This window comes from Pseudomonas sp. H2_A10 (genome assembly GCF_054680085.1).
Genome location: NZ_CP162821.1, coordinates 5411974 through 5437691, shown reverse-complemented (window position 1 = coordinate 5437691; position 25718 = coordinate 5411974). Strand labels below are relative to the sequence as shown.

Annotated in this window: 28 protein-coding genes, 1 tRNA gene and 3 pseudogenes; 10 read left to right on the top strand and 22 right to left on the bottom strand. The window is 60.2% G+C overall.

Features of this window, described 5'->3' with window-relative positions; all coding sequences use genetic code 11:
• The first annotated feature begins 48 nt into the window (after window positions 1–48).
• The 3 genes from AB4O23_RS25330 (at window position 49) to AB4O23_RS25320 (ending at window position 2318) form a co-directional block, all read left to right on the top strand.
• On the top strand, window positions 49–954 hold the full coding sequence (locus AB4O23_RS25330) for a LysR family transcriptional regulator (RefSeq protein WP_411736600.1): 906 nt from the start codon (window positions 49–51) through the stop codon (window positions 952–954).
• Between the two features lie 75 nt (window positions 955–1029).
• Window positions 1030–1671 (top strand): LysE family translocator, encoded by a 642-nt coding sequence (locus tag AB4O23_RS25325; RefSeq protein ID WP_065877112.1) that lies wholly within the window; start codon window positions 1030–1032, stop codon window positions 1669–1671.
• Between the two features lie 119 nt (window positions 1672–1790).
• A complete protein-coding gene (locus tag AB4O23_RS25320) occupies window positions 1791–2318 on the top strand; it encodes a DUF4142 domain-containing protein (protein WP_017529616.1) in 528 nt (175 codons plus the stop codon).
• Between the two features lie 64 nt (window positions 2319–2382).
• On the opposite strand, the gene AB4O23_RS25315 is transcribed toward AB4O23_RS25320, so the two are convergent.
• The 5 genes from AB4O23_RS25315 to AB4O23_RS25295 all read right to left on the bottom strand — a co-directional run bounded on the left by AB4O23_RS25315 (window position 2383) and on the right by AB4O23_RS25295 (window position 5078).
• Window positions 2383–2883, bottom strand: a complete 501-nt coding sequence (locus AB4O23_RS25315; protein WP_017529615.1) for a methylated-DNA--[protein]-cysteine S-methyltransferase — start codon at window positions 2881–2883, stop codon at window positions 2383–2385.
• A gap of 101 nt (window positions 2884–2984) precedes the next feature.
• Entirely contained in the window at window positions 2985–3317 is a 333-nt protein-coding gene (locus AB4O23_RS25310) for a hypothetical protein (protein ID WP_065877111.1), read from the bottom strand.
• Window positions 3318–3400: 83 nt separating this feature from the next.
• Entirely contained in the window at window positions 3401–3811 is a 411-nt protein-coding gene (locus tag AB4O23_RS25305) for a type II toxin-antitoxin system HicB family antitoxin (protein ID WP_065877110.1), read from the bottom strand.
• A gap of 22 nt (window positions 3812–3833) precedes the next feature.
• Window positions 3834–4016: a type II toxin-antitoxin system HicA family toxin gene (locus AB4O23_RS25300; RefSeq protein ID WP_065877109.1), complete on the bottom strand. Its 183-nt coding sequence runs from the start codon at window positions 4014–4016 to the stop codon at window positions 3834–3836.
• 168 nt (window positions 4017–4184) lie between these two features.
• A complete protein-coding gene (locus AB4O23_RS25295; RefSeq protein WP_017529614.1) occupies window positions 4185–5078 on the bottom strand; it encodes a LysR family transcriptional regulator in 894 nt (297 codons plus the stop codon).
• Between the two features lie 95 nt (window positions 5079–5173).
• On the opposite strand from AB4O23_RS25295, the gene AB4O23_RS25290 reads away from it, so the two are divergent.
• Window positions 5174–6337, top strand: a complete 1164-nt coding sequence (locus AB4O23_RS25290; protein ID WP_460084298.1) for an MFS transporter — start codon at window positions 5174–5176, stop codon at window positions 6335–6337.
• Window positions 6338–6405: 68 nt separating this feature from the next.
• Here the strand turns inward: AB4O23_RS25290 and AB4O23_RS25285 are convergent, their stop codons facing one another.
• The 8 genes and pseudogenes from AB4O23_RS25285 to AB4O23_RS25250 all read right to left on the bottom strand — a co-directional run.
• The gene (locus AB4O23_RS25285; RefSeq protein ID WP_017529612.1) at window positions 6406–6711 is read right to left on the bottom strand and encodes a DUF6482 family protein; all 306 of its coding nucleotides are present in this window, start codon (window positions 6709–6711) and stop codon (window positions 6406–6408) included.
• 21 nt (window positions 6712–6732) lie between these two features.
• Window positions 6733–7257: a DUF3833 domain-containing protein gene (locus AB4O23_RS25280; protein ID WP_017529611.1), complete on the bottom strand. Its 525-nt coding sequence runs from the start codon at window positions 7255–7257 to the stop codon at window positions 6733–6735.
• A gap of 304 nt (window positions 7258–7561) precedes the next feature.
• Entirely contained in the window at window positions 7562–8422 is an 861-nt protein-coding gene (locus AB4O23_RS25275; protein WP_065877107.1) for a DUF6216 family protein, read from the bottom strand.
• Between the two features lie 205 nt (window positions 8423–8627).
• Window positions 8628–8701, bottom strand: a tRNA-Gly gene (locus tag AB4O23_RS25270).
• Window positions 8702–8811: 110 nt separating this feature from the next.
• Window positions 8812–9696, bottom strand: a complete 885-nt coding sequence (locus tag AB4O23_RS25265; RefSeq protein ID WP_017529608.1) for an alpha/beta fold hydrolase — start codon at window positions 9694–9696, stop codon at window positions 8812–8814.
• 305 nt (window positions 9697–10001) lie between these two features.
• Complete coding sequence (locus tag AB4O23_RS25260; protein ID WP_065877105.1) at window positions 10002–10694, bottom strand: 16S rRNA pseudouridine(516) synthase; 693 nt, start codon at window positions 10692–10694, stop codon at window positions 10002–10004.
• Entirely contained in the window at window positions 10684–10896 is a 213-nt protein-coding gene (locus AB4O23_RS25255) for a cysteine-rich CWC family protein (RefSeq protein WP_017529606.1), read from the bottom strand. Before AB4O23_RS25255 ends, AB4O23_RS25260 begins: the two co-directional genes overlap by 11 nt.
• A gap of 127 nt (window positions 10897–11023) precedes the next feature.
• Window positions 11024–11134: pseudogene (locus tag AB4O23_RS25250) on the bottom strand (methyl-accepting chemotaxis protein); the annotation flags it as partial.
• A 128-nt stretch (window positions 11135–11262) separates the two neighbouring features.
• Between AB4O23_RS25250 and AB4O23_RS25245 the strand changes: the two are divergent.
• A complete protein-coding gene (locus tag AB4O23_RS25245) occupies window positions 11263–11640 on the top strand; it encodes a hypothetical protein (RefSeq protein ID WP_083221617.1) in 378 nt (125 codons plus the stop codon).
• A 54-nt stretch (window positions 11641–11694) separates the two neighbouring features.
• On the opposite strand, the gene AB4O23_RS25240 is transcribed toward AB4O23_RS25245, so the two are convergent.
• Window positions 11695–12807 (bottom strand): enoyl-CoA hydratase/isomerase family protein, encoded by a 1113-nt coding sequence (locus AB4O23_RS25240; protein WP_460084303.1) that lies wholly within the window; start codon window positions 12805–12807, stop codon window positions 11695–11697.
• A gap of 135 nt (window positions 12808–12942) precedes the next feature.
• Here AB4O23_RS25240 and ung point away from each other — a divergent pair, with 135 nt between their 5' ends.
• On the top strand, window positions 12943–13635 hold the full coding sequence (gene ung, locus AB4O23_RS25235) for a uracil-DNA glycosylase (protein WP_065877103.1): 693 nt from the start codon (window positions 12943–12945) through the stop codon (window positions 13633–13635).
• A gap of 4 nt (window positions 13636–13639) precedes the next feature.
• Here the strand turns inward: ung and AB4O23_RS25230 are convergent, their stop codons facing one another.
• From AB4O23_RS25230 to AB4O23_RS25210, 5 genes and pseudogenes are all read right to left on the bottom strand, one after another.
• A complete protein-coding gene (locus AB4O23_RS25230) occupies window positions 13640–14677 on the bottom strand; it encodes an AbrB family transcriptional regulator (RefSeq protein WP_065877102.1) in 1038 nt (345 codons plus the stop codon).
• Window positions 14670–16183: pseudogene (locus tag AB4O23_RS25225) on the bottom strand (tripartite tricarboxylate transporter permease). Before AB4O23_RS25225 ends, AB4O23_RS25230 begins: the two are co-directional and overlap by 8 nt.
• 1 nt (window position 16184) lies before the next feature.
• A complete protein-coding gene (locus tag AB4O23_RS25220) occupies window positions 16185–16643 on the bottom strand; it encodes a tripartite tricarboxylate transporter TctB family protein (protein WP_017529600.1) in 459 nt (152 codons plus the stop codon).
• A gap of 63 nt (window positions 16644–16706) precedes the next feature.
• Complete coding sequence (locus tag AB4O23_RS25215) at window positions 16707–17690, bottom strand: Bug family tripartite tricarboxylate transporter substrate binding protein (protein WP_017529599.1); 984 nt, start codon at window positions 17688–17690, stop codon at window positions 16707–16709.
• Window positions 17691–17724: 34 nt separating this feature from the next.
• Window positions 17725–19017 carry an OprD family porin gene (locus tag AB4O23_RS25210; protein ID WP_460061124.1) on the bottom strand — a complete coding sequence of 431 codons (1293 nt, stop codon included), beginning with the start codon at window positions 19015–19017 and terminating at the stop codon, window positions 17725–17727.
• 235 nt (window positions 19018–19252) lie between these two features.
• On the opposite strand from AB4O23_RS25210, the gene AB4O23_RS25205 reads away from it, so the two are divergent.
• Complete coding sequence (locus AB4O23_RS25205; protein WP_017529597.1) at window positions 19253–19924, top strand: response regulator; 672 nt, start codon at window positions 19253–19255, stop codon at window positions 19922–19924.
• On the top strand, window positions 19917–21302 hold the full coding sequence (locus AB4O23_RS25200) for a sensor histidine kinase (RefSeq protein ID WP_460106264.1): 1386 nt from the start codon (window positions 19917–19919) through the stop codon (window positions 21300–21302). Before AB4O23_RS25205 ends, AB4O23_RS25200 begins: the two co-directional genes overlap by 8 nt.
• Here the strand turns inward: AB4O23_RS25200 and AB4O23_RS25195 are convergent, their stop codons facing one another.
• On the bottom strand, window positions 21303–22124 hold the full coding sequence (locus AB4O23_RS25195; RefSeq protein ID WP_017529595.1) for an HDOD domain-containing protein: 822 nt from the start codon (window positions 22122–22124) through the stop codon (window positions 21303–21305).
• A gap of 36 nt (window positions 22125–22160) precedes the next feature.
• Window positions 22161–23103: pseudogene (ygfZ, locus tag AB4O23_RS25190) on the bottom strand (CAF17-like 4Fe-4S cluster assembly/insertion protein YgfZ).
• A gap of 140 nt (window positions 23104–23243) precedes the next feature.
• On the opposite strand from ygfZ, the gene AB4O23_RS25185 reads away from it, so the two are divergent.
• Both AB4O23_RS25185 and AB4O23_RS25180 read left to right on the top strand, forming a co-directional pair.
• Window positions 23244–23498, top strand: coding sequence for an FAD assembly factor SdhE (locus AB4O23_RS25185; RefSeq protein ID WP_017529593.1), 255 nt, complete (start codon window positions 23244–23246; stop codon window positions 23496–23498).
• The gene (locus tag AB4O23_RS25180) at window positions 23482–23928 is read left to right on the top strand and encodes a protein YgfX (protein ID WP_017529592.1); all 447 of its coding nucleotides are present in this window, start codon (window positions 23482–23484) and stop codon (window positions 23926–23928) included. The genes AB4O23_RS25185 and AB4O23_RS25180 overlap by 17 nt, the downstream gene beginning before the upstream one ends.
• On the opposite strand, the gene nadB is transcribed toward AB4O23_RS25180, so the two are convergent.
• Entirely contained in the window at window positions 23897–25513 is a 1617-nt protein-coding gene (gene nadB / locus AB4O23_RS25175; RefSeq protein ID WP_068937766.1) for an L-aspartate oxidase, read from the bottom strand. The two genes, AB4O23_RS25180 and nadB, sit on opposite strands and share 32 nt — an antisense overlap.
• Window positions 25514–25718 lie beyond the last annotated feature (205 nt).

Here is a 25718-nt window from a genome sequence, read left to right as displayed (position 1 = left end):
CTAAGTTATTCGTCGCGCAAATTTAAATTCAAAGTTTTTATGCTGAGTATGCAGCTGATGAATGACCTGCGCCGTATCGACCTCAACCTGTTGGTGATCCTCGACGTCTTGCTGAGTGAGCAACATGTCACCCGCGCCGCCGAACGCCTGCACCTCAGCCAACCGGCGGTCAGCCATGCGCTGGCGCGCTCGCGTGACCTGTTGGGTGACCCGTTGTTGGTGCGCCAGGGCGGCGCATTGGTGCCGACCGCGCGTGCGCTGGAGCTGGCTGCCCCACTGGCCGAAGCCCTGGCCCAGGTGCAGGCACTGCTGGCGCCGAATCGCTTCGACCCAGCCTCGGCCAAACGCCGTTTTCGCGTGGCGATGTCGGACTACAGCGCGGCAATTTTCCTACCCAAGTTGATCCGTGTGCTGCGTCGTGAAGCGCCGGGCATCGACTTGCAGATCATCCAGGCCAGCCGTGAGGGCATGGTGGACGGCGTGCTCAATGGCGATCTCGACCTGGCCGCCGGGGTATTTCCCGACATGCCCTGCGAGCTGCGTACTACGCCATTATTCGAAGAGCACTATACCTGCCTGGTGGACCGCAATAGCCTGCCGGAAAACGCCACGCTCGATTTGCCTACCTACCTGGCGCGTCCCCACGTGCTGTTGGAAATGCGCGGCAGCGGTACCCCGGAAATCGAACGGGCGCTGACGGCGATTCGCGAGCGGCGCCATGTGGCAGTCAGCCTGCCGCACTGGGGCGTGGCGCCGCAGTTGATTGAAGGCACGGACTTGATCCTGACGGTGTCGTCGCGGGGGTTGCTGAATATCGATCAGCAGCATTTGCTGGCCGTGCCACCGCCGTTTCATATCCCGGCGTTTGCGTTTGAGCTGGCATGGCACGCGCGGCGCGGCGGGGATTCGGGGTTGCAGTGGTTGATTGGGCGGGTGCAGGGCGTATTGACGTAACCCGCTCGTGGCATTTGCACTCCTTGGCAGAACAGGCAGAATCCCTCCACGTTCAACCTCTCCAGAGTCGCCGCCATGACCCCATCCCTGCTGCTCGCGGTCCTTGCTTCAGGCTTTATCTATGGCATCACGCCTGGCCCTGGTGTGCTGGCTGTGTTCGGCATCGGCGCCGCCCGAGGCCGTCGCGCCGGGGCGGGTTTTCTTTGCGGGCATTTGCTGGGGGATGTGGTGTGGTGCAGCACGGCGCTGATCGCGATTGTCGGCGCGCGGGAAGTGGGCAGCAGTGCGTTTGATGTGCTGGGCGTGCTCAGTGGGCTGTACCTGTTCTGGCTTGGCTGGCGCGCGATTCGCACCCGCCAGCGTAGCGGTGATGCGCCACAGGGCGCGGCGCGGCATCCGTTCTGGCACGGCATCGTGTTCGGCTTGACCAACCCCAAGGCTTACCCGGTGGCGGTTGCAACCTTCACTGCGTTGCTGTCCAGTCGTGCCGAGATGCTGACCTGGGCGATGCTGCCGGGGTTGATTGTTTTGAGCTTTATCGGCGGCCTATTGGCCTATGCGATCCTGGTCGGCGTGGTCGGCGCGCAGCGCGTGCGCACGGTGTATCAACGTCATGAAATCCTTATCACCAAGCTCTGCGGCGTGATGTTTATCGGTTTCGCCATCAACGCCTTGGCGCATGCATTACCCGGCCTGTTCGGCAGTAAACCGGCCTGATGCGGCAACGACCGTTCGTCGTGCGGGCAAGTTTTTTCTAAACCTTTACCGTCCTGAAAATTCGAATTCAGGGCGGGGCGTGTTCCCCCGCACTTATTTTTGCCCTGGAGGAACCCATCATGAGCCGCATGGCTATCCGGTTACGCACCGCCAGTTTCGCGATGCTGCTGGGCCTCGGCGCCAGCAATGCTTTCGCCCAGTCGCCTGCTGAATTCATCGAGCAGGCATCGGCCAAAGGCATGGCCGATATCGAAACCAGTCGTATGGCCCACGCCAAAACCTCGTCCCAGGAAATCAAGGACTACACCATCGAGGTAATCAACGAGCGCACCCTTGCCAACCAGCACCTGGCCGCCATTGCCAAGAAGCTCGACCTGCCTGTGGCGCCGCGCGAGAAGATCGTCGACAAAGCCGAGACCCTGATGCCTGAACTCAAGGACGGCGACTCCTTTGATGCCGCCTACACCGCGCAACAGGTCAAGGAAAATGAAGACGCTATCGCCCTGTTCAAGCAGGGAGGCGCTGCTTCGGATGTCCCGGAAATCAAAGCCCTGGTGGACGAAACACTGCCTAAGCTGGAAGAGCGTTTGCACAAAGCCCGTGCTTTGGCATCGACCTACGGCAAAGGTCATCAAGGCGACGGTTGAGGCCTTGGGTTGAAATAAAAAACGGCGGTTGGATTTGATTCAACCGCCGTTTTTTTTGCCTGGCTCAGAATGCCAGAGCCGCCTGGCCTGTGCCTTCCAGCGCGAGCAAATATTGCTTGGCTTGCAGCCCTCCGGCGAAGCCGGTGAGGCCGCCCGACGCACCGATCACTCGATGGCAGGGGGCAATGATCGAGATCGGGTTACGCCCGTTGGCGGCGCCGACCGCACGCACGGCTTTGGGGTTGCCGATCTGTCGGGCGATCTGGCTGTAGCTGCGGGTTTCACCGAAGGGGATGGTGAGAAGTGCCTGCCAGACTTGCTTCTGAAAGTCGGTGCCGGTGAAGTCCAGTTCCAGCTCGAATGTGCTGCGTGTGCCGGCGAAGTACTCCCGCAACTGGCGCTCGGCTTCCAGCAGCACCCGGCTGTCGTTTGCCTCGCGCAATTCGCCCAGGCGCACTCGGTTGGCGCGCTCGCACTCCCACAAAATGGCGCTGAGTTTGCCATCACGCGCCACCAGGGTGAGCTGGCCGACGGGGGAGGGCATGAGCTTGTAGTCGTAGGGCATGGATGGGCTCCTCAAAAGGCCGGTTCAAACGGTTACGTCGTGACTGTAGTTCTATCAGCCGGGTGGGAAACTACGTTTCTTGCGATCAAATTCTGCAGGGTCTAAAAGCTCCAGTACGCCCAGTTTGAATAATGCGGATACGCGTACAACCAGACGATGTAATACAGGGCTTTGAGCACTGAGGGTGTCGACATTGCCAGAAACGAGACCCCATTGAGCGCGGTGACGATTGCGGCGAACAGGGCCACGCGTCGACTGGCATGGCGCCTGGCTAACTGTACGCCGTAAAGCGAGGCCGCCAAAACGCCCAGCGAGAGTACCAGCGCCAAGGGAAACGGCAGTTTTATAAACGAGACCAGCAGGGGCAGTACCAGCACCCAACCGAATACCTGGCGCACTATGAACTTTGGTGTGGGTTGTCCAGGTTCCAGCATGGGGTGTTTCCGCTTTCAGGCCAACAATCCGGCATTGTCGGGGTACTTGCTGTGGGTGGCTGTCAGGCAATGCTGACGTGATGCTACCGATCCTGTTGCAGCACCTTCAGCGCCGCGGATGCGAGAAAACCTGAACGGCTTTTCTCTTCAGGGTGGTGCAGAACGTATTCATCTATGCGGTTAAGCAGATAACCCGGCAAGGTGATGTTGAGTTTCTGCGCCTTGCCGAGGTACTTGGTGACGTCGATATCCACGACTGCCCATGTGCAGCCGGCGTACTGCGGGTTGGCGGCATGCACGGTGACTTTGCGCGCGCTGGGAATCGGTGCACCGTCTTCGGCGAGGATCTCGAAGTGCCCTTCGATCGCTTCCCGGGCCATGGCCATGGCGTCGTCCAGGTCGTCGCCGGCTGAGTAGCAGCCGGGAATATCCGGGACTTCCACACCCCAGGCATGGTCGTTATCGCCCGTTGAAATTGCGATGGGATACAGCATGTGTGTTGTCCTCCAGGGACGGTTAGCTCATTAGAGCTTGTTTCAAAATGCTCTTGGCGGTCTTGTCCAACAGGTCCTTTTTTGGATGGGGAATCGTCACCAGCCCCGGCTTCACAGGGTGTTTGAAATGATGATGACTGCCCCTTGTGCGCACCAGATACCAACCGTCCGCAACGATGTGACCTATCAAATATCGGCTATCCACAGCACCTCCTTGTGGTGTGTGTTGGTGGTGACTATAACCACTGAAAATAAATTATCAATACGCTACCTACCGACAGTCGATGACCGGTATTTCGGTAGGGGGTCAAGGAAGTGTATGAGTGCGCGCAGAGGGCGCAGGAGAGAGGTATTGCGGGGTTTTTCGATGGTATTACAGCGTGTGTGGTGCCTCTGTGAGGACTGTCAGAAACGCGTCGATCAATACATTTTTTGTTTCAGCGCGAGTGAGTACGAGCAACTGTGCACACGCCTCCAATTCCATCATCGGCCTGTACGTCACACCTTTGTTCATCAGGCTTTGCGCACATTCGGGTACCAGCGCCACGCCTTGCCCGGCTGCCACCAGCGCGATGATCGAGGTGATCTGCCGCCCGGTAGGCCCCCGTCGCAAGGGCCGGTCGTGGAGGCGGTAAAGCGCTTCGATGGATTGGTTCAGCCCCGAGCCGTAGTCCGCCGGAAACAGAATCAGCGGATACGCGCTCAACTGTGCGAGGCTGATCTGCGCCAGGTTCGCCAGCGGGCTGTCGGTGGACACCGCCGCGACCAAGCGCTCTTCACCCAGCGACAGCGCCTGCACGTCTGTGCGTTGCGGCAACAGCCGGCTCAGGCCAATATCCAAGCGCCCATCCGCCACCTGTGCGCCCAGGTTGCCGGAGGCGCACTCCACCAAGGTCAACTGCACGTCGGGAAAGCGTTGGGCGAAGGCCTGGATCGCCTGGCTGAACAGATCCGATAGGGCGATCGAACTGGCATAGCCCAGCGCCAGTTGCCCGGCGGTGCCCGCGGCCAGTTTATCCGCCATGACCTGAGCCAGCGCCACCTGTTCCAGCACACCACGTGCGTAGGGCAGGAACGACCGGCCTTGCGCGGTGAGGGCCACTGTGCGGCTGGTGCGATCGAAGAGCTTGAAGCCCAACGCGGTTTCCAGCGCCGAAATGTGACGTGTCAGCGGCGGCTGGGCCAGGTGCAGGCGAATGGCCGCGCGGCCGAAGTGCAATTCTTCGGCGACTGTCAGAAAGTAACGCAGCTTGCGTAGGTCGAGCATCCAGGTCCTTGGGTATCAATCGGTCGTCATTCGGTATTGGTGCAAAACCTTTCGGCCATTCTATAAAGGCCTTTCAACATAAAACGAGAGGTTTCATGAAACCGCGCCTGCATTGTGCCCGCCTTGCCCTCTTCCTGTGTGGTTGCGCGGCGTTTCTCAACCTGTACGCCACCCAGAGCATCTTGCAAATCTTTGCCGCGCAGTTTCAGATCAGCGCGAAGGCTGCCGGGTGGAGTATCACCGTGACCACGCTGGCGGTGGCGCTCACTGCGCCGTTTGTCAGCCGCCTGACTGGGCGTTTCGAGCAGCGCGCGGTCATCGCCGCGGCCGCGCTGCTGCTGGCGTTGCCGACGCTCATGACCGCGTATGCCGACAGTTTTGCCGAAGTGCTGGTGTGGCGCTTCGTAGAAGGCATGTTGATACCGGTGGTGTTTGCCACCAGCGTGGCTTACATCGGCGACCGTTGGAGCGGCGGTACCGTCACTGAAGTCACCAGCCTGTATGTCGCCGGCACGGTGTTGGGCGGGTTTGCCGGGCGTTTTGTCACCGGCGTGATGACTGAATATGTCGGTTGGCGCGAAGCCTTTGAATTGCTTGCGGCGTTGAGCCTCATGGTTGGCGGGTTTATTCAGTTCCTGCTGCCGGCCAATCGTGCGCGAGCAAAGCGGCTCAGTGGGTCCGTTTCAGGTGTTTTTCGTCAACCGTTGTTGGCCGCCTATGCCGTAGGCTTTTGCGTGTTGTTCTCTCAGGTCGCGACATTCACCTACGCGGGCTTGTACCTTGGCCTACCGCCGTTCAACCTCGGGCCTGCGGCCTTGGGTACGCTGTACATGGTGTTCCTGCTGGCGCTGGTTGTGATCCCTATCGCAGGGCGCCTCAGTAAAGCCCGCCCGCATGGCCAATTGCTGACGGGTGCTGCGTTGTTTGGCGTAAGTGGGTCGGCCCTGACCCTGGTGCCATCTTTGTGGTGCATCGTGACCGACCTCGCCCTGAGCTCCACCGGCGTATTCCTCGCCCAGGCCGCTGCCAACGCCTTCACCACCGCGACCGCTCGCGATAACAAAGCCGCTGCCGTTGGGGTCTACCTCACGTGTTACTACTTGGGTGGCAGTTGCGGCGCTATCGCTCCGGCGTTGATCTGGGAGCAGTGGGGCTGGGCGGGGTGTGTGGCGCTGATCATGGGTTTTCAGCTGCTGACTCTGGTCATAGCGCTGACCGGGTGGCGGCCAGCGCAGCCTCTACGGGAGCGAACATCGTGACGTTATCCGGCGCCGCTTGCACCTGAAGGCGCCTATCAAGGGCAGCGCAGCCAAGAGACACCGCGATCTTAAAAGGGTGCCGCTAGCGAAAAAGGAATGCGCAACGCACCGATCGCCCCTTCACGGGTACCGCACATTTCGTCATGTACGCACTGCTGCACCAGCACACACGGGAATGGCGGCACTTGCTGCAACAGGTCGCGTAAATGCGTGCTCGACCGGATGCGCAAAGTCTTGCCGCTGTCGTCCAGTAACGTCATCTCGAGGTGCGCAAGTTTTATACGCGCAATATAGAAACCGCCTTCCAACGACAGTAACTCCAACTCACGTATTTCGCCTTTTTCGGCCAGTGCGGTCAGCCTGCGCAGATTCATGATTCACCTTCGCTGTGGGTGTTATTGGCGTCGAAAGAACAGCGTGACCTGGCCCCACTCCACGCCGAATTTGGACATGCTCGACCGGTTGATCATCGTGTCTTCATCCATCAAGTACATCCAGTCGTCAAAGCTCACTTCGTACACCGACCCGTCCACGGGCAGGTTGAGGCGGTAGCGCCAACGCAATGCGTTCCCGGCCACTTCGCCGATGGCCTCACCGACCACATCCCCGGCCCGTCCGCGCCAGCGCCCCGGGCCATCGGGCGTGAGCGTCCATACGCGTTGCTGGCGCGTGCCATCGCTGTACAGGAATTTTTCGTCGAGAATAAGGTTGTTGCCCTCGCGATGACTGGCAATATCCACCTCAAAACGCTTGGCGACTTCGCCCGAGCGTTTCTCGAATATTCCCCAGGCCTTGACGGGTTTACTGAAGAAGCGCTCCAAGTCCAATTGCGGCTTTTGGTCGGCATAGTGCTCGACACCGACGTTACCGCAGCTGCACAGGCTCAATAGCAGGAACAGTGAAACCAGCAGGCGTTTCATTGCCTGGCTCCTTGATCGTGCGAGGCGTCATGCCAGCGCTCAAGGTCTTATAGTTGTACAGAATTTTGTGTTTGTATAGATTTTTGGTCAAGGAACTACTGAGCCCCTTTATCGGCCACGCAGCCTTCTCGGACTTTCAATGGGTCAGGACGGCTGCGAGAAGCTTGGGGGGGTTGTGTCAGCGGCAATCTGGATTTGATGCTGGTTCGAGCAGCGCGTTAGCTAAGTTTCAATGCGCTATAGCTTATGTAAGGCGACTCTAAAGGAGGGCAGTAGAGTCGCGATGCAGTGGAAAGTCGATTTATTATTTATTGGTTGTTTTCGGTAGGTTTATTTTTTTATGAAGCTTTCTCGCTACGTCTTGCCTAGTGAGCATGACCAGCATGCAAAATACGGAAAATATCGAGATGGCGACAATGCTCAGTAAGATGCCTCGTTGCCCTTTTAGCCCATCGGCGATATGCGTGCGGTAGTTGTCGAGCAAGAAGAACGAGCAAATAGTATCTAACTGGTCTGTTGTGAATCCAAGTTCGGAGAAGGCTTCAAGCGACTCAGCCGATTGGCATTCCGTATTTGATAGCGTTGGCTCGGATTTGAAAAAGTAGAATTTTGCATTCTCTTTTGAAAGATAAAATGACGGGGCTTCGGGGGCGTCTTTCAACGAGACCATCAGGTAGGGTGAGTTTGTGACAGGTACGATGAAAGAAATGATAATAAAAAAGAATATAAGCAATCCAATGGTGATGTTTTGGGTGAGCTTGGAAAATAGCGTTTCTTTAAATGTTAATGTACTGAAGTTATTCCAATTTATGTAGTTTCTTACTTTTGCCACGTCCCTGTGACAAAAGCCATGCTTTTTGATCCACTCTTCAGCAAGTTTTGTCTCGGTCAGATTTTGCGCGGGTATATTAAATTCGAAACGGTAGTACTCAACCTCGCGCAAGTTTTTTCGAACGAGTTCATATTCTTCATCTTCGAATTTAGTAGAACCCCCAAAAAAGCGCCACATGAGGTCGCGCAAAAATATTAGTGAACCTGAGCGCTTGTAGATATAAAAAATCAACGCGCAGATTGCAATTCCACTCAGCATGCTTGCCAGCGTGGCGTAGTTCTGGAAGGTCCAGTCTACGATGTTGGCGTCGATATTTGCATTGGGTTGTGACACAGCGTCATCCTTGGCTTGATTTTGATAAAAATTAGGGTTTTGGCAATTCTGTTATGAAGGTGTGCATGTCCAACTTATCCCTAAGTTGTGCGGCTAGCGCTACGCAATGAGCGTACACGACCGCAGAGAGCGCAGGTTGCCGGGCAGGTCGCTGATGTGGAAACGTAGGGGGGATGATGCGGAAAAACGAGGGGAACGCAAAAAGTGGAGCGGGTAGAGGGAATCGAACCCTCAACTAAAGCTTGGGAAGCTTTCGTTTTGCCACTAAACTATACCCGCTCAGAGCGGCTGACTTTGTACCAGATGTTCGCCTGGATTTGAAGTTTTTCTTTGGAAATGTGCAAGTTATGACGAGGGAGCGCGCTCCCTCGCCACCGTCAGGTGCCGCCTCAAACCGCAAATGCATGCTGTGTCTGGCCTTGGCTGTAACGCAACCGGCTGATCGGCCGCTGCGGTTTCAAAAAGCCCACGACCGCGTCCCGACTGTCCCGGCATGCCGCTTTGTGTTCCATGTCCAGAAAATGTCCTGTCGCCGCAATGGTGCTGAAGCTGCTGTTGACCACATGCTGGCCAAACAGCTTGGCATCCTGGGCGCTGGTGTATTCGTCCCATTCACCGTTCAAAAACAACACCGGAATGTCGATGGCCTTGGCTGCCTTGAGGTAGCACAGGCGATCGCTGTTGAGCACTTGGCTGATATGGAAGTGCATCTGCCCGTATTCGTGTTCGGCCAGGCTGCTGACATGTTTGTAGTTGAAACGTTTGAACAGCGACGGCAGGTGTTTGCCGATGGTGCTGTTGACGAGGTGCCCCACGCGATCGCGGTCGAGGTTACCGAGGTAGTCGACGCCGCGTTCCAGGTAGTCGCGCATGGGCGCATTGATGACGGGCGAGAACGAGCTGATCACCGCTCTTTCCACACGGCGCGGGCGGTGGGCGAGGGCGACCAGGGTGGCGGCGCCGCCCCATGAGAATGACAGCACGTGTTCGGCGGCGAAGTGATCGATCAACTCCAGAAGGATCTGGCCTTCGACTTCCTTCGTCAGCATTTGCTCATGGCGGTTATGGATTTTGGAGCGGCCAGCGTAGGGCTGGTCGTACAAAACCACATTGAATTGCGGGTGCAGGCTTTTCACGGTTTGGGCGAAGGATGCCGTGGTGGCCATGGAGCCGTTGACCAGGATGATGGTCTTTTCAGCAGCGTCCGCGCGATAGAACTCCGTGTAAACCCGATACTGACCCTGTATATCCAACACAGCGATTTCTGGCCTCATGTCGTAAGACTCCTGGCAAGCGGGTAGGGCGCGCAGATAACTCTGCACGAGCTTTGTGACAGGTAGGCATACGCCTGGAAAAGGAAGGCCCATGTCGGTCCGATGACGGCTGGCCGGCGGGTGTTGTTATGGCGGGCTGTTTGCCTGGAGGGCCCGTAGATCAAGCGCGGGCGATGGCAAGGTAGGTCTTGGAGGTTATAGGCGACTCGCCAGTCATCATTGGGCTGGTGAATGGGAGTCAAGCACAGACTCGGTATCACGCAAGTGGTTAAAAAGAGATTTGGCTTTCACCGGCCGAACGGTCGTCAAACCTGATGGATTTCCTCAACGGTCAACGCGCGATATTCGCCCGGCGCGAGTGCAGGATCCAGCTCAAGCGGCCCCATGCGTTCGCGATGCAAGCCAATCACTTTGTTGTTGAAGTACCCGAACATGCGCTTCACCTGGTGGTAACGCCCTTCGATGATGCTCAAGCGCGCCGTCGTCGGCCCCAGCACTGCCAGCTCGGCAGGTTGGGTGGTGAGGTCTTCAAACGCGAAGTACAGGCCGGCGGCAAACGTCGCCGCGTAATCGGGGCCGATAACGTCTTCAGTTTCTACCCGGTACACCTTGGGCAGTTTGGTCGTCGGTTGCGTGAGACGCCGCGACCACTGGCCGTCATTGGTGATCAACATCAGCCCGGTGGTATTGAAGTCCAGGCGCCCGGCAATATGCAGCTCGTTTTTATCCGACTCACGCAGTAAGTCGAGGACCGTGGGGTGTTGCGGGTCCGACGTTGCGCTCACGCACCCCTGGGGCTTGTGCAGCATAAAATAACGCGCCGGTTTGCCCGCCTGCAGCACTTCAGCATCAAGGCATACGCGGCTGAATTCGCGGACTTCGTAGTGAGGGTCGCTGACCGTCACGCCATCCACGCTGATCCGTCGTTCAACCAACAACCGTCGCGCTTGCTGGCGATTGAACCGCGGCAAGTTGCTGAGGAAGCGATCAACCCGCATTGCGGTTGCGCAACTGTTCGTCCACTTGGGCGCAACGTGGGCACAGGCAAGCCTGGTTGCGCACTTCATCGGGCAGTGCTTGGAGCACCGCAGGGTCGATGGTGACGCTGTAGCACCAGCAGGCCTGGTCGGCGGTACGCGGGTCGGCCAGGGAGCAGTCGTTGCGGGCGCCGCAGGCGGGACAAAGGGTTGGCGTGGTCATGGGGCGGGCTGCATCGGGCATGGTTCGCTTGGACCTGCACGATACAGCGCCCACCCTCGACCGGCTACTTACAAATGGAACTTGCTGACCAGCCCATTGAACGAAGTGGCCAGGCGCGACAGGGCCTGGATGTCTGGGTGCGATGGGCCTGTGCTCGCACCTCACCGGCGCGAGCTGCTTGGATTGCCGCGTTGAGCGCCAGCAGCTTGGTCTGGTCGGTAATGCTGCGGATCACATCATGTATCAAGTTGTTACCGAAACGCACCAGATTCGGTTTTTGATGTCAGATATTTCGTCATTCAGTGAAAGCTGTATGCCGCCCTTCAGCGTCGCTGGAGGTGCTCTTTCGCGGTCCAGGAGGCCGCCATGTATCGACGACTGCTGCTCAGCGCTTTACTCGGTCTAACCCTTTGCGCTTGTGTGCCCTACTACGATGGAGGCCAAAGCTACTATCGATCCGAGGTCTACACCTCACCGGCGCCGGCGTACTACTACGGTGGTGGCTCCGCGTACCCGTACCGCCGGGATTACTACCCGTCGCCACGCTATTACGCGCCTGCACCGCGTTACTACTCTGCGCCACGTTATTACCAGCCTGCACCGCGCTACTATCCGTCGGGACCAAGGGCCGGTTATCGGCCTTACCCGAACCAGGGCTGGGGCGATCGTTGGGGCAACGGTGGGCGTGGGCGCGGTGAGCATGGACGCGGCGGTCATGGCGGTGACCGGGGTGGGCACCGTTGACAGGTCCCATGACAAAGCGGCGCATGAAGCGCCGCTTTTTTGTGGGCCGATATCTCAATAATCGGACAAGTCGGCCAACGGGTGGCGACCTTCCCACGCCTTGGTAAAGTGCGCCTGCACTACGGTTTCCGGGATCTTGTCGATGTCCGTCCAATGCCAGTGGGGCTTCTGGTCCTTGTCGATCAACCGCGCGCGCACGCCTTCGCTGAATTCCGGGTGACGGCAACAATTGAGGCTCAGCGTGTATTCCATCTGGAACACCTGGGCCAGGGACAAATGGCGGGCGCGCTGGATTTGTTCCCATACCAGGTGGGCGGTCAGTGGGCAGCCTTCGCTCATGGTTTTGCCGGCGCGGCTGAATAATGGGTCGGCGTGATCGCGCAATTGGCTGATGGCGCGCCAGGCGCCGTGTACATCCCCCACATCCAGCCACGCGTCGATCTGCGCCCGGCGGGGCAGCCATTGCGCTTCGGGTAGCTGGCCCACGGCCTCCTGAGCCAGGGCCTTGAGCAGGCTGTTGAGCTGCATCGCGGTCTGTTCCTGCCAGTTCAGTTGCAGCAAGCCGTCGAGCAGTTCGTCTTGTTGATCGTCGCGCAGGAAACGGTCGGCCAGCCCCAAATCCAAGGCATCTCTACCGTTGAGATGGGCGCCGGTGAGCCCGAGGAACACCCCCAGTTTCCCCGGCAGGCGCGACAGAAACCAACTGGCACCCACGTCCGGATACAAGCCGATGCTGATCTCGGGCATGGCCAACCGACTGCTCGGCGTAACGATGCGTATGGCCGCGCTCTGCAGCAGGCCCATGCCACCGCCCAGCACGTAGCCGTGGCCCCAGCAGATCAGCGGTTTTGGATAGGTATGCAGGCGATAGTCGAGACGGTATTCCGCAGCAAAGAACTGCGAGGCCAGTGCCGGTACTTCGCCTGGCTGCTCAAGGCGAGCCAGGGCCAGGCTGCGCACTTCGCCACCCGCGCAAAACGCTTTGGGGCCGTTGCCGCGCACTAACACGCAGACGATTTGCGGGTCTTTGGCCCAGGCATCCAGGCGCTCGCCCAGGGCCAGGATCATCGGCAGGGAGAGGGCATTGAGAGACTTTTCAGCATCGAGGCTGGCGATGCCGATACGGGCGCCGGCGCTGCCGGTCAGCTCTTGGAAGTGCAGGTTCATCATGACCTCATTCAAGAAGGTGAAGGATGAGTATGGTCGCGCCAAGGGAAAGTGCGGGTGGTGTGTTAGATCAATTGACAAGCGGGGTCGGCTTTCCTAGGGTTCGCCCATTCTTTTTTACACGATGACCTCACGATGACCGAAGGCGACCGCATCAAACTCGAACCCAGCTGGAAACACGCCCTGCGCGATGAATTCGACAAGCCTTACATGACTCAGTTGCGCGAGTTCCTGCGCCAGGAGCACGCCGCCGGCAAAGAGATCTACCCGCCCGGCCCGCTGATTTTCAATGCGCTTAACTCAACCCCGCTGGACAACGTCAAAGTGGTGATCCTCGGGCAAGACCCCTACCACGGCCCTGGCCAGGCCCACGGTTTGTGCTTCTCGGTGCAGCCGGGCGTGCCGGCGCCACCGTCGTTGGTCAATATCTATAAAGAACTCAAGCGCGACCTGAACATCGACATCCCCAACCACGGCTACCTGCAAAATTGGGCCGACCAAGGGGTGCTGATGCTCAACACCACCATGACCGTTGAACGCGCCAACGCCAACGCCCATGCGGGCAAGGGCTGGCAGTTCTTTACCGATCGGATTATCGAAGTGGTCAGCGAGCATCAGCCGCATCTGGTGTTTTTGCTGTGGGGCGCCCATGCGCAAAGCAAGCAGAAGCTGATCGATGCCACCAAGCACTTGGTGCTGACGTCGGTGCATCCGTCGCCGTTGTCGGCGTATCGCGGGTTTTTGGGGTGCGGTCATTTCAGCCGCACCAACAAGTTTCTTGAGCAGAACGGCGAAACGCCGATTGAATGGCGGTTGCCACCGCTCTGAGGGCTCAGGCCTTATCCGGCTGGCGGTTCCAATGCCGGAACAATGGCTCCGCCAAAAACAATACAAACAACAAGCGCATCACTTGCATCGCCGTGACCAACGGCACAGACAGTTGCAGGGTCTCGGCCGTGAGGCTCATCTCGGCAATGCCGCCCGGCATCATGCCCAGGGTCAGGGAGCGCAGGTCGAGGTGGGTCAGGGCACTCAAGCCCACCGCCGCCAGTGTCGCCAAGGCCATGGTCAGCGCCGTGCCGATCAGGGTGCGCCCCATGAATGACGGCGCGCTGCGAAAAAACTGACGGTTGAAGTGGCAACCCAGGCCGCTGCCGATCAGCCATTGGCCAATCTGGCTGCCGCCGTCGGGCAGGCCGATATGCAGGTCCCACTCCACGCTGGCGGTGGCGCTGACCAACAACGGTCCGAACAACCACGGGTTTGGCTGATGCAAACGCTGCCAGCCCCACGCCACCAGCGCGCCGACGGGAAACAGCAACGCCAGCCAGGCCCAGCTGACCGGTGCCGGATGAAACTGCGGCGCGCCGCCTCCCAGCAAATACTTGAAGATCGCCGGTACACACAGCACCACCACCAGCACCCGCAAACTCTGACCCGCCGCGACACGGCTGAGCACCGCGCCATTGCGGGCGCCGAGGTTGACCATCTCGCCGGAGCCGCCCGGCATGCTGGAGAAAAACGCGGTGGCTCGGTCTTCACCACTGCGGCGCATCAGCCACACACCGACCACGCTCGACAGGCTGGTGACCAGCGCGCCGAAGAAGATCAGGCCGAAGTGGCTCATCACCTGCTCGATCACCAGCGGCGTGAAATGCAGCCCGATGCCGATGCCCACCACCCATTGGCCGCATTTTCGCCCGCCGGGAATTTCGGCCAATTGCCACGGCGTGAGGCAGCGCACCAGGATGATCGCCAGCAGCGAGCCGACCATGTACGGCAACGGCCAGCCGACGAGGCTGGCCAGGTAACCGCCGGCCAGGCCGACCAGCGGTGTTGCCCACCATTGTTTAAAGGTGACCTCAGACATCGGCCAGTGCACGACGCTGTTGCACACGTTTACGCCAGATACGCAGCAGCGGTACGAACAGCATGATCGCGGTCAATACCCAGACGCCGAAGGTGATAGGGCTCGACCAGAGGATCTCCAGCGCACCGTTGGAGATCGACAGCGCGCGCCGCAGGTTCTGCTCCATCAGGCCACCGAGGATAAAGCCCAGCAGCAGCGGCGACAGCGGAAAGTCGAGCTTGCGCAGGATGTAGCCGAAGATGCCGATGGCGATCATCAGGAACAGATCGAAGGTGGTGGCATGCACTGCATAGACGCCTATCGCAGTGATAATGGCGATCACCGGCACCAGTGCCCAGTTCGGCACGGCGAGGATACGCGTAAAGATGCGGATCATCGGGATGTTGAGGATCACCAGCATAATGTTGGCGATAAACAACGACGCGATCAGGCCCCAGACAATGTCCGGTTGCTGTTGGAACAGCAGCGGGCCCGGCGTGATGTTGTACAGCGACAGGGCACCGATCATCACCGCCGTGGTACCCGAGCCTGGAACGCCGAGGGTCAGCATCGGCACCATGGCGCCGCAGACTGACGCGCCGATGGCTGTTTCCGGCGCGGCCAGGCCACGCATATCGCCTTGGCCGAATTTGCCGCTGGCACCCGCGATACGTTTCTCAGTCATGTAGGCCACGGCCGAAGCCATGGTCGCTCCGGCACCCGGTAACACACCGATGATGAAGCCCGACACGCCGCAACGGATATTCACGGTCAACACCGACAAGGCTTCCTTGACGTTGAACATCATGCGTCCGGTGGCTTTCACCGCTTCCTGACCACGGTGGGTTTTTTCCAGGAGCAGCAGAATCTCACTGATGGAGAACAGGCCCAGCACCAACACCACGAACTGGATGCCGTCGGTGAGGTGGATGTTGTCGCCGGTAAAACGGTACACGCCACTGTTGGCGTCGATGCCGACGGCCGAGAGGAACAGGCCAATCAGCGCCGCTACAAAGGTCTTGAGGGGCTTGTCGCCGGCCATGCCGCCCAGGCAGACAATCGCGAACACCATGAGTACGAAATATTCCGCCGGACCGAAGGCAATCGCCCATTTGGCCAGCAGCGGGGCAAACAGCACCATGCCGCAGGTGGCGATAAACGCGCCGATGAACGAACTCCACGCCGACAACGACAGCGCTACGCCGGCCAGGCCTTTACGGGCCATTGGGTAGCCGTCGAGGGTGGTCATCACGGTGGAGGCTTCACCCGGAATGTTGAGCAGGATCGAGCTGATACGGCCGCCGTATTCACAGCCCAGGTACACCGCCGCCAACAGGATCAGTGCCGACTCCGGCGGCAGACCAGGGCGAACGCGATGGGGATCAACAGCGCCACGCCGTTGATCGGGCCCAGGCCCGGCAACAGGCCGACCACCGTACCTATCAAGGTGCCGCACAGCGCGGTCACCAGGTTATAGGGGCTCAGCGCGATGCCGAAGCCCTGGCCCAAATAGCCAAAAGTATCCATATCAGTTCTCCAGAACGTCGAGCAGACCGAGGGGCAGCGGTACGTCCATGGTTTTATCGAACAACAGATAAAGACCGACGCTCATCAAGGTGATGATCACCGCACCGGGCAACCAGCGGCCGCCGTACAGCCGTGCCATCGGTATACCGATCAGCATGCTGCTGAGGATGAAACCCAGGGATTCGAAAGTGCCGGCAAACACCAGCAACAACACCACACAGATCGCGATCTTGATCAGTGTCGGTCGGTCCAGCGCGGGTTCGTCGTCGGTGTGTTTGGTCGGTTGCGGGCGAATCAGCATATAAACAAGCGCCAGCCCCATCAGCCCGAGCAGCAGCAATGGGAAGGCCCTGGGCCCTACGGGCTCGTAGGAAAAGGCCGCCTGATACGGCCAGGCCATCAGCGCCAAGCCGACACAGGCCAGTAACAGCACGGCCGCGAAAATGCGTTGTAAGAGCATGGGAAACTCCTGGGCCACGTCTGTGCTGCGCAAAGACGTGGCTGCGCGAACAGGGGGGGGCGTTTACTGGATCAGGCCAAACTCTTTGGCCAACACTTTGTAGTCAGCCACCTGCTTCTTCACGTAGGTGTCCAGCTCCGGGCCGGTCATGGCGAACGGGAACAGCTCGCGTTGGTCACGCAGCTTGGCGAACTCGTCGGAGGCCAGCAGTTTGTCGAAGGCGTCTTTCCACCAGGCGTACTCGGCATCGCTGACTTTTGGCCCCAGGTAGAAACCGCGTACCACCGGCCAGACGATGTCGTAGCCTTGCTCCTTGGCGGTCGGGATGTCTTTCATTTCGGGCTCGTCCAGGCGCTTCTCGGAGAACACCGCCAACAGGCGCATGTCACCGCTGAGGATGTGCGGCATGGAGTCGGAGATGTCGGTACTGCCGACCTGGATGTGACCCCCGAGCAGAGCGGTGGCGATTTCACCGCCGCCTTCAAGGGCCACGTAACGCAACTCGCGCGGGTTGATCCCGGCGGCCTTGGCGATCAGGGCGGTTTGCATCCAGTCCTGGCTGCCGACGGTGCCGCCGGAACCGATCACTACGCTACCCGGATCTTTCTTCAAGGCTTTTACGAGGTCGTCAAGAGACTTGTAGGGCGAATCGCTTTTCACCGCGATGGCGCCGTAGCTGGTGCCGACCGCGGCCAACCAGCGCACCGCGCTTTCGTCGAAACGCCCGAACTTGCCCTGGGCCAGGTTCAGCAGCGAACCACTGGACCAGGCCACCAGGGTGCCGGCGTCGGCAGGGCGCTGGGCGACCACCGCGTTGTAGGCCACCGCGCCCACGCCGCCGGGCATGTAGGTCACGCGCATCGGCTTGCTCAGCAACTTCTCGTTGACCAGCGCGCTTTGCGCCAGTTTGCACGTCAGGTCAAAACCACCGCCGGGGGAGGCCGGGGCGATGCATTCCGGGCGCTTGGGCTCATCGGCGGCCAGCAGTTGGCCGGCAAACAGCATGCAGCCGGCGGCGAGGGCCAATTTACGCAGTGAAGGGGTCATGGTTATCTCCATCGTTGTTGTTATGGGGTTCTACTTACCAGAGCGCGACGCTGTAGCTCACCAGCACACGCATTTCGTCCGCATCGCGGGCCGAGTAGTTGGAGCGGTACGTGGCATTGCGCAGGCGCACGGCCACGTCCTTGAACGTACCGGTTTGCACCACGTACTTGATCTCGGTGTTGCGCTCCCATTCTTTGCCGGTGTCGCCGTTCTTGAGTTTGATGTTGTCACCCGACAGGTAACGGCTCATGAAACTCAGGCCGGGGATGCCCAACTTGGCGAAGTCGTAGTCGTAGCGCGCCTGCCAGGAGCGCTCTTGGGCACCGGCGAAGTCGTTGATCTGCACAAAGTTGACCAGGTACGGGTCACTGCCGTCCACATACGGGAAGGCGCTGTCGCCGGACATGTGCTGGTAGCCGGCGCTGAGCTTGTGACCATTAAGGGCATAGCTGAACAGGCCGTTGAGGGAAGTGTTGTCGATCTTGCCGCCACGGGCTGAACCGGTGTCATCACTGATGGCCAGGCGCAGGTCGGTGGCGAAGGTGCCGGGGCCCATGGGGCGGGCGGCGACCAGGCCGAGGAAGTGCTGGCGGTAGACGTCGTCGAGCTGGGCGAAGTGGTAGCTGCCGGTGATTTTGTCGGCGAACTTGTAGTCCACGCCACCGAAGTTGAAATGCTTGCCGGTGGCGCCGCTGAGGAAGCGGCTGTTCTTGTTGTTGAGGGCGATGTCTTCGTAGTTGCTGTCGTCGCGGTCTTTGGCTTTATCCAGCCGACCACCGGTGAATACCAGGTTCTTGAATTCCTTGGAGGTCAGCAGGCCACCATTGAAGATTTGCGGCAGGATGCGCCCGTCGTTGGGCTTGAGGATCGGCAGTTCAGGCATCAGCGAGCCGATTTTCAACTCGGTGGCGGAAATTTTCACTTTGCCGGTCAGGCCCAGTTTGGAGTATTCATCGGCGGCGCGGCCATCGTCGTGAGTGGGCAGCAGGCCGGTGCCGGTGCGGTCGGGGCTTGAGTCGAGCTTGACGCCGAGCATGCCCAGGGCGTCCACGCCAAAACCGACGGTGCCGTCGGTGTAGCCCGATTGCAGGTTGAGCATGAAGCCCTGAGCCCATTCGTCGCGCTTGGATTGCTGGGCACTGGTGCCGTCGCGGAAGTCGCGGTTGAAGTACATGTTGCGGGTTTCCAGGGTCGCGCTACTGTCTTCGAAGAAGGCAGCCTGGCTAAGCGGCGAAAAGCCGGCAAGTGCGGCGGCGCTGGCAAGGGCGGTCTGGGTCAGGCGGGAAAAACGAACAGGCGGGCAAGCGTGGGGCTGTGTCGACAGCATCGTGGTGCACTCCGTTATTGTTCTTATTTTGGCGAAAACGCTTCGAGGCGTTTTTCGGGCGCTACGGTTGAGGTAGCTGGGCGGGCATGGCCTACATTGTCTGGATGCTAAAGGGCGAAGCTTTCATCAACCTTTCAATCGCCTTTCAATGTTTTCGGGCTTCACAGGGCAGGCGGCGCCTGTAAACTGCCTCGCAAAGCGTGGCACTGACCACTTTCGAATAAGGTAGAAATCCATGCGTGTCCTCCTGGTTGAAGACCATTTGCAACTCGCCGAAAGTGTTGCCCAAGCGCTCAAGAGCACGGGGTTGACCGTCGACGTGCTGCACGATGGAGTGGCCGCGGACCTGGCCTTGAGCAGTGAGGAATACGCGGCGGCGATCCTCGATGTGGGGTTGCCGCGCATGGATGGTTTTGAGGTGCTTGCGCGTTTACGCGCCCGTGGAAAAAACCTGCCCGTGCTGATGTTGACCGCGCGCAGTGATGTCAAAGACCGCGTGCATGGCCTGAACCTGGGGGCTGATGATTACCTGGCCAAGCCGTTCGAACTGACGGAGTTGGAAGCGCGGGTCAAGGCGTTGTTGCGCCGCAGTGTGCTGGGCGGTGAGCGCCAACAGTCCTGCGGCGTGCTGGTATACGACCTCGATACGCGGCGGTTCACCGTAGGTGGCGAACTGATGACGTTGACCTCCCGCGAGCAGGCCGTGCTTGAAGCGTTGATCGCGCGCCCGGGCCGGGTGATGAGCAAGGAGCAGCTCGCGTCCCAGGTGTTCGGCCTGGATGAAGAAGCGAGCCCCGACGCCATCGAAATCTACGTGCACCGGCTGCGCAAGAAACTCGACGGCCAACCTATCGCCATCGTGACTTTCCGCGGCCTCGGCTACCTGCTGGAAGCTCGCGATGCATAAGCCCAGCAGCCTGCGCTGGCGTCTGCTGTGGAACCTGGCGCTGCTGCTGGTGTTGTTGATGCTGGCCAGCGGCATGAGCGCCTACTGGAACGGTCGCGAGGCGGCCGACACCGCCTATGACCGCACACTGCTGGCTTCGGCGCGGACCATCGCCGCCGACCTGACCCAGGTGGACGGTACCCTCAGCGCCAACGTGCCCTACGTGGCCCTGGACACCTTCGCCTACGACAGCGCCGGGCGCATCTATTACCAGGTCAATGACATCCACCAGAAGCTGATCTCCGGTTACGAGAACCTGCCCGGCCCGCCGCCCGGCACGCCGCGAACCGATGACTATCCGGCGCTGGCACGGTTTTACAACGCCAAGTATCAAGGCCAGCAAGTGCGGGTAGTGAGCTTGCTGAAGGCCGTCTCCGAACCGAACATGAACGGTATGGCGGAAATCCGCGTGGCCGAAACCGATGAAGCGCGGGTGAGCATGGCCCGCAGCCTGATGGCCGACACCTTGCTACGCCTGGGCATGCTCGCCATCGGCGCGTTGCTGCTGGTGTGGTTCGCCGTGAGCGCGGCGCTGCGTCCACTGGAACGCCTGCGCACTGCGGTGGAAGAGCGCCAGCCCGACGACCTGCGGCCATTGCCGTTGGTGGAGGTGCAACATGAATTCGGCCCGTTGGTGCGTTCGCTCAACCACTTCACCGAGCGCCTGCGCGGCCAGTTTGAGCGCCAGGCGCAGTTTATTGCCGATGCATCCCACGAACTGCGCACCCCGTTGGCGGCACTCAAGGCGCGCCTGGAGCTGGGCCTGCGCGCCGAAGACCCGGCGACCTGGCGCAGCACGCTGGAAACGGCCGCGCAGAACACCGATAAGCTGACCCATTTGGCCAACCAATTGCTGTCCCTGGCGCGTATCGAAAACGGTGCCCGGGCGATTGCCGAAGGCGGCGCGCAATTGCTGGACCTAAGCCAATTGGCCCGTGAACTGGGCATGGCGATGGCGCCGTTGGCTCACGCGCGAGGCGTAGCGCTGGCGCTGGAGGCCGATGAACCGGTGTGGTTGCGCGGCGAACCGACGTTGCTCAATGAGCTGCTGAGCAACCTGGTGGACAACGCCCTGGCCCACACGCCACCCGGCGGCAATGTGATTTTACGGGTCACGGCGCCAGCGGTACTGGAAGTTGAAGATGACGGGCCGGGGATTCCGGCCGACGAGCGTGATCGTGTGTTCGAGCGATTCTATCGGCGTAGCCAGCAGGGCATGGGGTCTGGCCTGGGGCTGGCGATTGTCGGCGAAATCTGCCGGGCGCATCTGGCGCAGATCAGCCTGCACGATGGCGAACTGGCGGGGTTGAAGGTGCGGGTGAGTTTTATCGCCGGTTGATCAGTAGAACATCGACCGTGCTTCATCCAGCTCCGCTCGTAGCTTCTCGCTGTAGGGGTCAATTGACAGTTTCTTCATCGCCGGCACGCTTGAGACATCCACTCTGGCCAGCGGATGATCCGTATCGCAATGGCAATACAGCACGGCGACCTGCACCAGATCGATGTAGTCGAGGCTGGCAGAGTCGCGTTCCAGGTTCAGGTACTGGCCCGGCAGCTTGGCCAGCATTTCCGGGAAGTCCCAGCGACTGAGCAGTTTGTCGCCCAACACCGGATGGATGCTGTCGATCATGTGGTTGAGGCTGACGGGGTCGGAAAGCAGCTCATAGTGGTCTTCGGCGTAGGTAAGGATCGGCAGCACGCCGATCTGGTGCACCAGGCCGCCCAGCGCCGCCTGGTCCGGCTTGAGCTGGCTGTGGCTGCGAGACAAGGCATAACTGACGCCCGCCACTTCCAGGCTGCGGCGCCACACATCGCGCATCTTCTGTTCGACGGTTTCGGAGCGGGCATGGAAGATCTGTTCCATCACCAGGCCGATGGCCAGGTTGCTGCTGTAGTTGGTGCCCAGCCGGGTAATGGCGGTGTGCAGGTCGGTGACTTCCTGGGTCGCGCGCAACAACGGGCTATTGACCACTTTGATCAGGCGCGCCGACAGTGCGGTATCGCGACCGATCACTTTGCTCAAATGGTTGATGCTGATTTCCGGGTCTTCGGCGGCCTGACGGATGTTCAGGGCCACTTCCGGCAATGTCGGCAGAACCAGGTCATCGTTATCGATGGCCTTAACCAACGCCTGTTGGATTTTTTCCGCCAGTTTGTTCATTCATGCTCTCTAGGGTGTTGCAAAAAGGTGCGGCGACTAACGCTGGATCTCTCGATCGCGGTCGAGGGTGTAGGGCAGATCAAGCAGGTGCAAGCCAGGACCCTCCAGCGTGCCTACATGCACATCGCCACTATCGGCTGCTTCGGCTTGTAATACCGCCAGAAGTTCAATCACTTGGTCAGCTTTCGCTGCAAGCACCACTTCGCCGATCGCGCTGTTGTGGCTGGGGGAAAACAGCGGAGTGCCTGGCTCGGGCATGTGTGTCGCATCAAGGCTCAGGTGGTACAGGCGACGCTTGAGTTTGCCTAGGTACTGCATGCGCGCGACGATCTCCTGGCCGGTGTAGCAGCCTTTCTTGAAGCTCACGCCGCCCACGGCTCTGCAGATTGAGCATCTGCGGGATGAACAGTTCGCGTGTCTGCGCCATCACCTGGCCGATGCCGGCGCGGATTTGGCCCAGCAGCCATTCGTTCAACTCGGCTTGCTGCAAGTGCGCGGCCAATTGGCTGCGCACGGCGTCGGCCCGCTCCGCAGGCACCCAGAGTTCGGCACGGCCGGGGGAGACGCGGAGGGCGATCAGTGCGTCCGCGCGCACCACGCTGTCGGTCTCGGCCGGCAGCGCAAGACCCAGACTGGAAAGGGCGTGATCACCATTGGCTACACCGAAGCGCGCCCAGGCGGGGCTTTCGTCGGTGAGTTTGGATTTGGAGAATACGGCGTACTTCTTTAAGTCGGCCAGTTGCGGTTCCAGCAACTCGCTGGCCATCGCCAACAGCACGCCATCGCCTTGCAGCAGGATGCGGAAGCTCGACTGCATGCGGCCTTTTTGCGTGCAGCGCGCACCGAGGCTGGCGTGGGCTTCACTCAGGTAATTGAGGTTGCAGGTGAGTTGGCCCTGCAGAAACTTGGCAGCGTCGGCGCCGCGGACGGCGAGAACGCCTTCGTGGGACAGGGGGCAGAAAAAAGCGGAGTCGGCCATGGGTCATCGCAGGTCAAAAAGTCATGGGTGCATCATAGAGGGGCGCCCGGCAAATGGATAGTTTCGATATGGGGCGACCAAAGCCGACTGTTCCGCTGTACTCGGGCCTGTATACTGACGCGCTATTTGAGGAGCGTTCCATGGTCGAAGACGTAGAAATCAATCGCCTGTACTGGCACAGCCGCCGCGGCATGCTGGAGTTGGATGTGTTGCTGGTGCCTTTTACCAAAGAGGTCTATGCGACGCTCAACCCAGTGGACCGCGACCTTTATGTACGGCTGCTGACGTGCGAAGACCAGGACATGTTCGGCTGGTTCATGGAGCGTGCCGAATCTGAGGACCCTGAGTTGCAGCGCATGGTTCGGATGATTCTGGATCGTGTCCAGCCCAAATAATCGCTTTGAATGCCGCTGGCAGGCCTCACGGTTGCTGCTCGCGGTGTATCTGCTTGCCCAGGTAGTCGCCCTGGGGGCTCTGCTGGTGCTGGACCTGCCTTTTGCTTTCCTTGGCGGGTTCCTGTGCCTGGCTCACGCCGCCTGGGTGCTGCCGCGCCATGTCCTGTTGACTCACCGCTCATCGATTCGGGGCCTGCGCCGTGATGAAGATGGCTGGCAGCTATTGAGTCACGAGCGAGGCTGGCACAGCGTGCAATTGCGGCCCGACAGCCTGGCCTTGCCGCTGCTCGTGGTGCTGCGCTATCGCGTGCAAGGCGAATGGTGGGTGCGATCGATCTGTGTACCAAAGGACTCGCAGGCCGCCGATGTGCATCGGCGCCTGCGGGTTCGTCTGAAGTTCAGCCGGCGTAGGTGGTTGGCACCAGAATAGTGTCCCGGGCCTCGGGCAACATCTGCGGGTAGTCGAGGGTGTAATGCAGGCCCCGGCTTTCCTTGCGCTCCATGGCCGAGCGGATCATCAACTCGGCCACCTGGGCCAGGTTGCGCAGTTCGATCAGGTCGCGGCTGACCTTGTAATTACTATAGAACTCATCGATTTCATCCAGCAGCAGGCGCACTCGGTGCTGCGCGCGTTGCAGGCGCTTGTTGGTGCGCACGATCCCGACGTAGTCCCACATGAAGCGCCGCAGCTCATCCCAGTTGTGCGCGATGATCACGTCCTCGTCCGAGTCGGTCACTTGGCTGGCGTCCCAGCGCGGCAGTGCGGCCGGCACCGGTATGCGCGGCAGTTGCTCGAGAATGTCCGCCGCCGCCGAGCGGGCGTACACGAAACATTCGAGCAGCGAATTGCTGGCCATGCGGTTGGCGCCGTGCAGGCCGGTGAAGCTGGTTTCGCCGATCGCATACAGGCCGGGTACGTCTGTACGACCGTGCTGGTCGACCATCACGCCGCCACAGGTGTAGTGCGCCGCCGGTACGACGGGGATCGGGCCTTTAGTGATGTCGATGTTGAACGCCAGGCAGCGCTCGTAGACGGTGGGGAAGTGGGCCTTGATGAAGGCTTCGGGCTTGTGGCTGATGTCCAGGTACACGCAGTCGACACCCAGGCGCTTCATCTCGTGGTCGATGGCGCGAGCGACAATATCGCGCGGGGCCAACTCGGCGCGCGGATCGAAGCGCTGCATGAAGCGTTCGCCGTTGGGCAGTTTCAGGTGTGCGCCTTCGCCTCGCAGGGCTTCGGTGATCAGGAAGCTCTTGGCTTGCGGGTGATACAGGCAGGTGGGGTGGAACTGGTTGAATTCCAGGTTGGCCACCCGGCAGCCCGAGCGCCAAGCCATGGCGATGCCATCCCCGCAAGCGCCGTCCGGATTGCTGGTATAGAGGTAGACCTTGGCCGCGCCGCCCGAGGCAAGAATGGTGAAGCGCGCACCGTAGGTGTCGACCTCGCCGCTGGTGCGGTTGAGCACATAGGCGCCGAGGCAGCGCTCGCCCGGCAGGCCCAGGCGTTTCTCGGTGATCAGGTCGACGGCGACGCGCTGTTCGAGCAATTCGATGTTGGGACGTTGGCGGGCCTGTTCGAGCAGTGTCTTGAAAATAGCGGCGCCGGTGGCGTCGGCCGCATGGATGATGCGGCGATGACTGTGGCCGCCCTCGCGCGTTAGATGGAACTCGAAGCCGCCGTCATCGCTGCCCGCGTGTTCATCGCGAGTGAAGGGCACGCCTTGGTCGATCAGCCACTGGATTGCCTCGCGGCTATGCTCGACGGTAAAGCGAACAGCGTCTTCGTTGCACAGGCCGCCGCCGGCGTTAAGGGTATCTTCGACGTGAGATTGCACTGTGTCGGTGTCGTCCAGCACGGCGGCTACACCGCCCTGGGCCCAGAAGGTCGAACCATTGGCCAGGTCGCCCTTGCTCAGTACTGCAATGCGCAGGTGGCCGGGGAGGGTCAGCGCAAGGCTCAACCCGGCCGCGCCGCTGCCAATCACCAGAACATCGTGTTGAAACTGTTGGCTCATTTGAAGGATTCCGCAAAAAGCGATCCAAAGGGGGTGGCGCAAACAGGACGCCCGGATCGGCGAATCAAAGGGTCACACGGCCCACTAGTATATAGAGGGGGGAGCGGCACAATAGTCAGGCATTCGTGGCAATGTGAGATTACGGTGCACGGCTTGGGTAAAATCAACCGGTTATTGAAACGGGAACTTTTTGCATAAGCCCTGA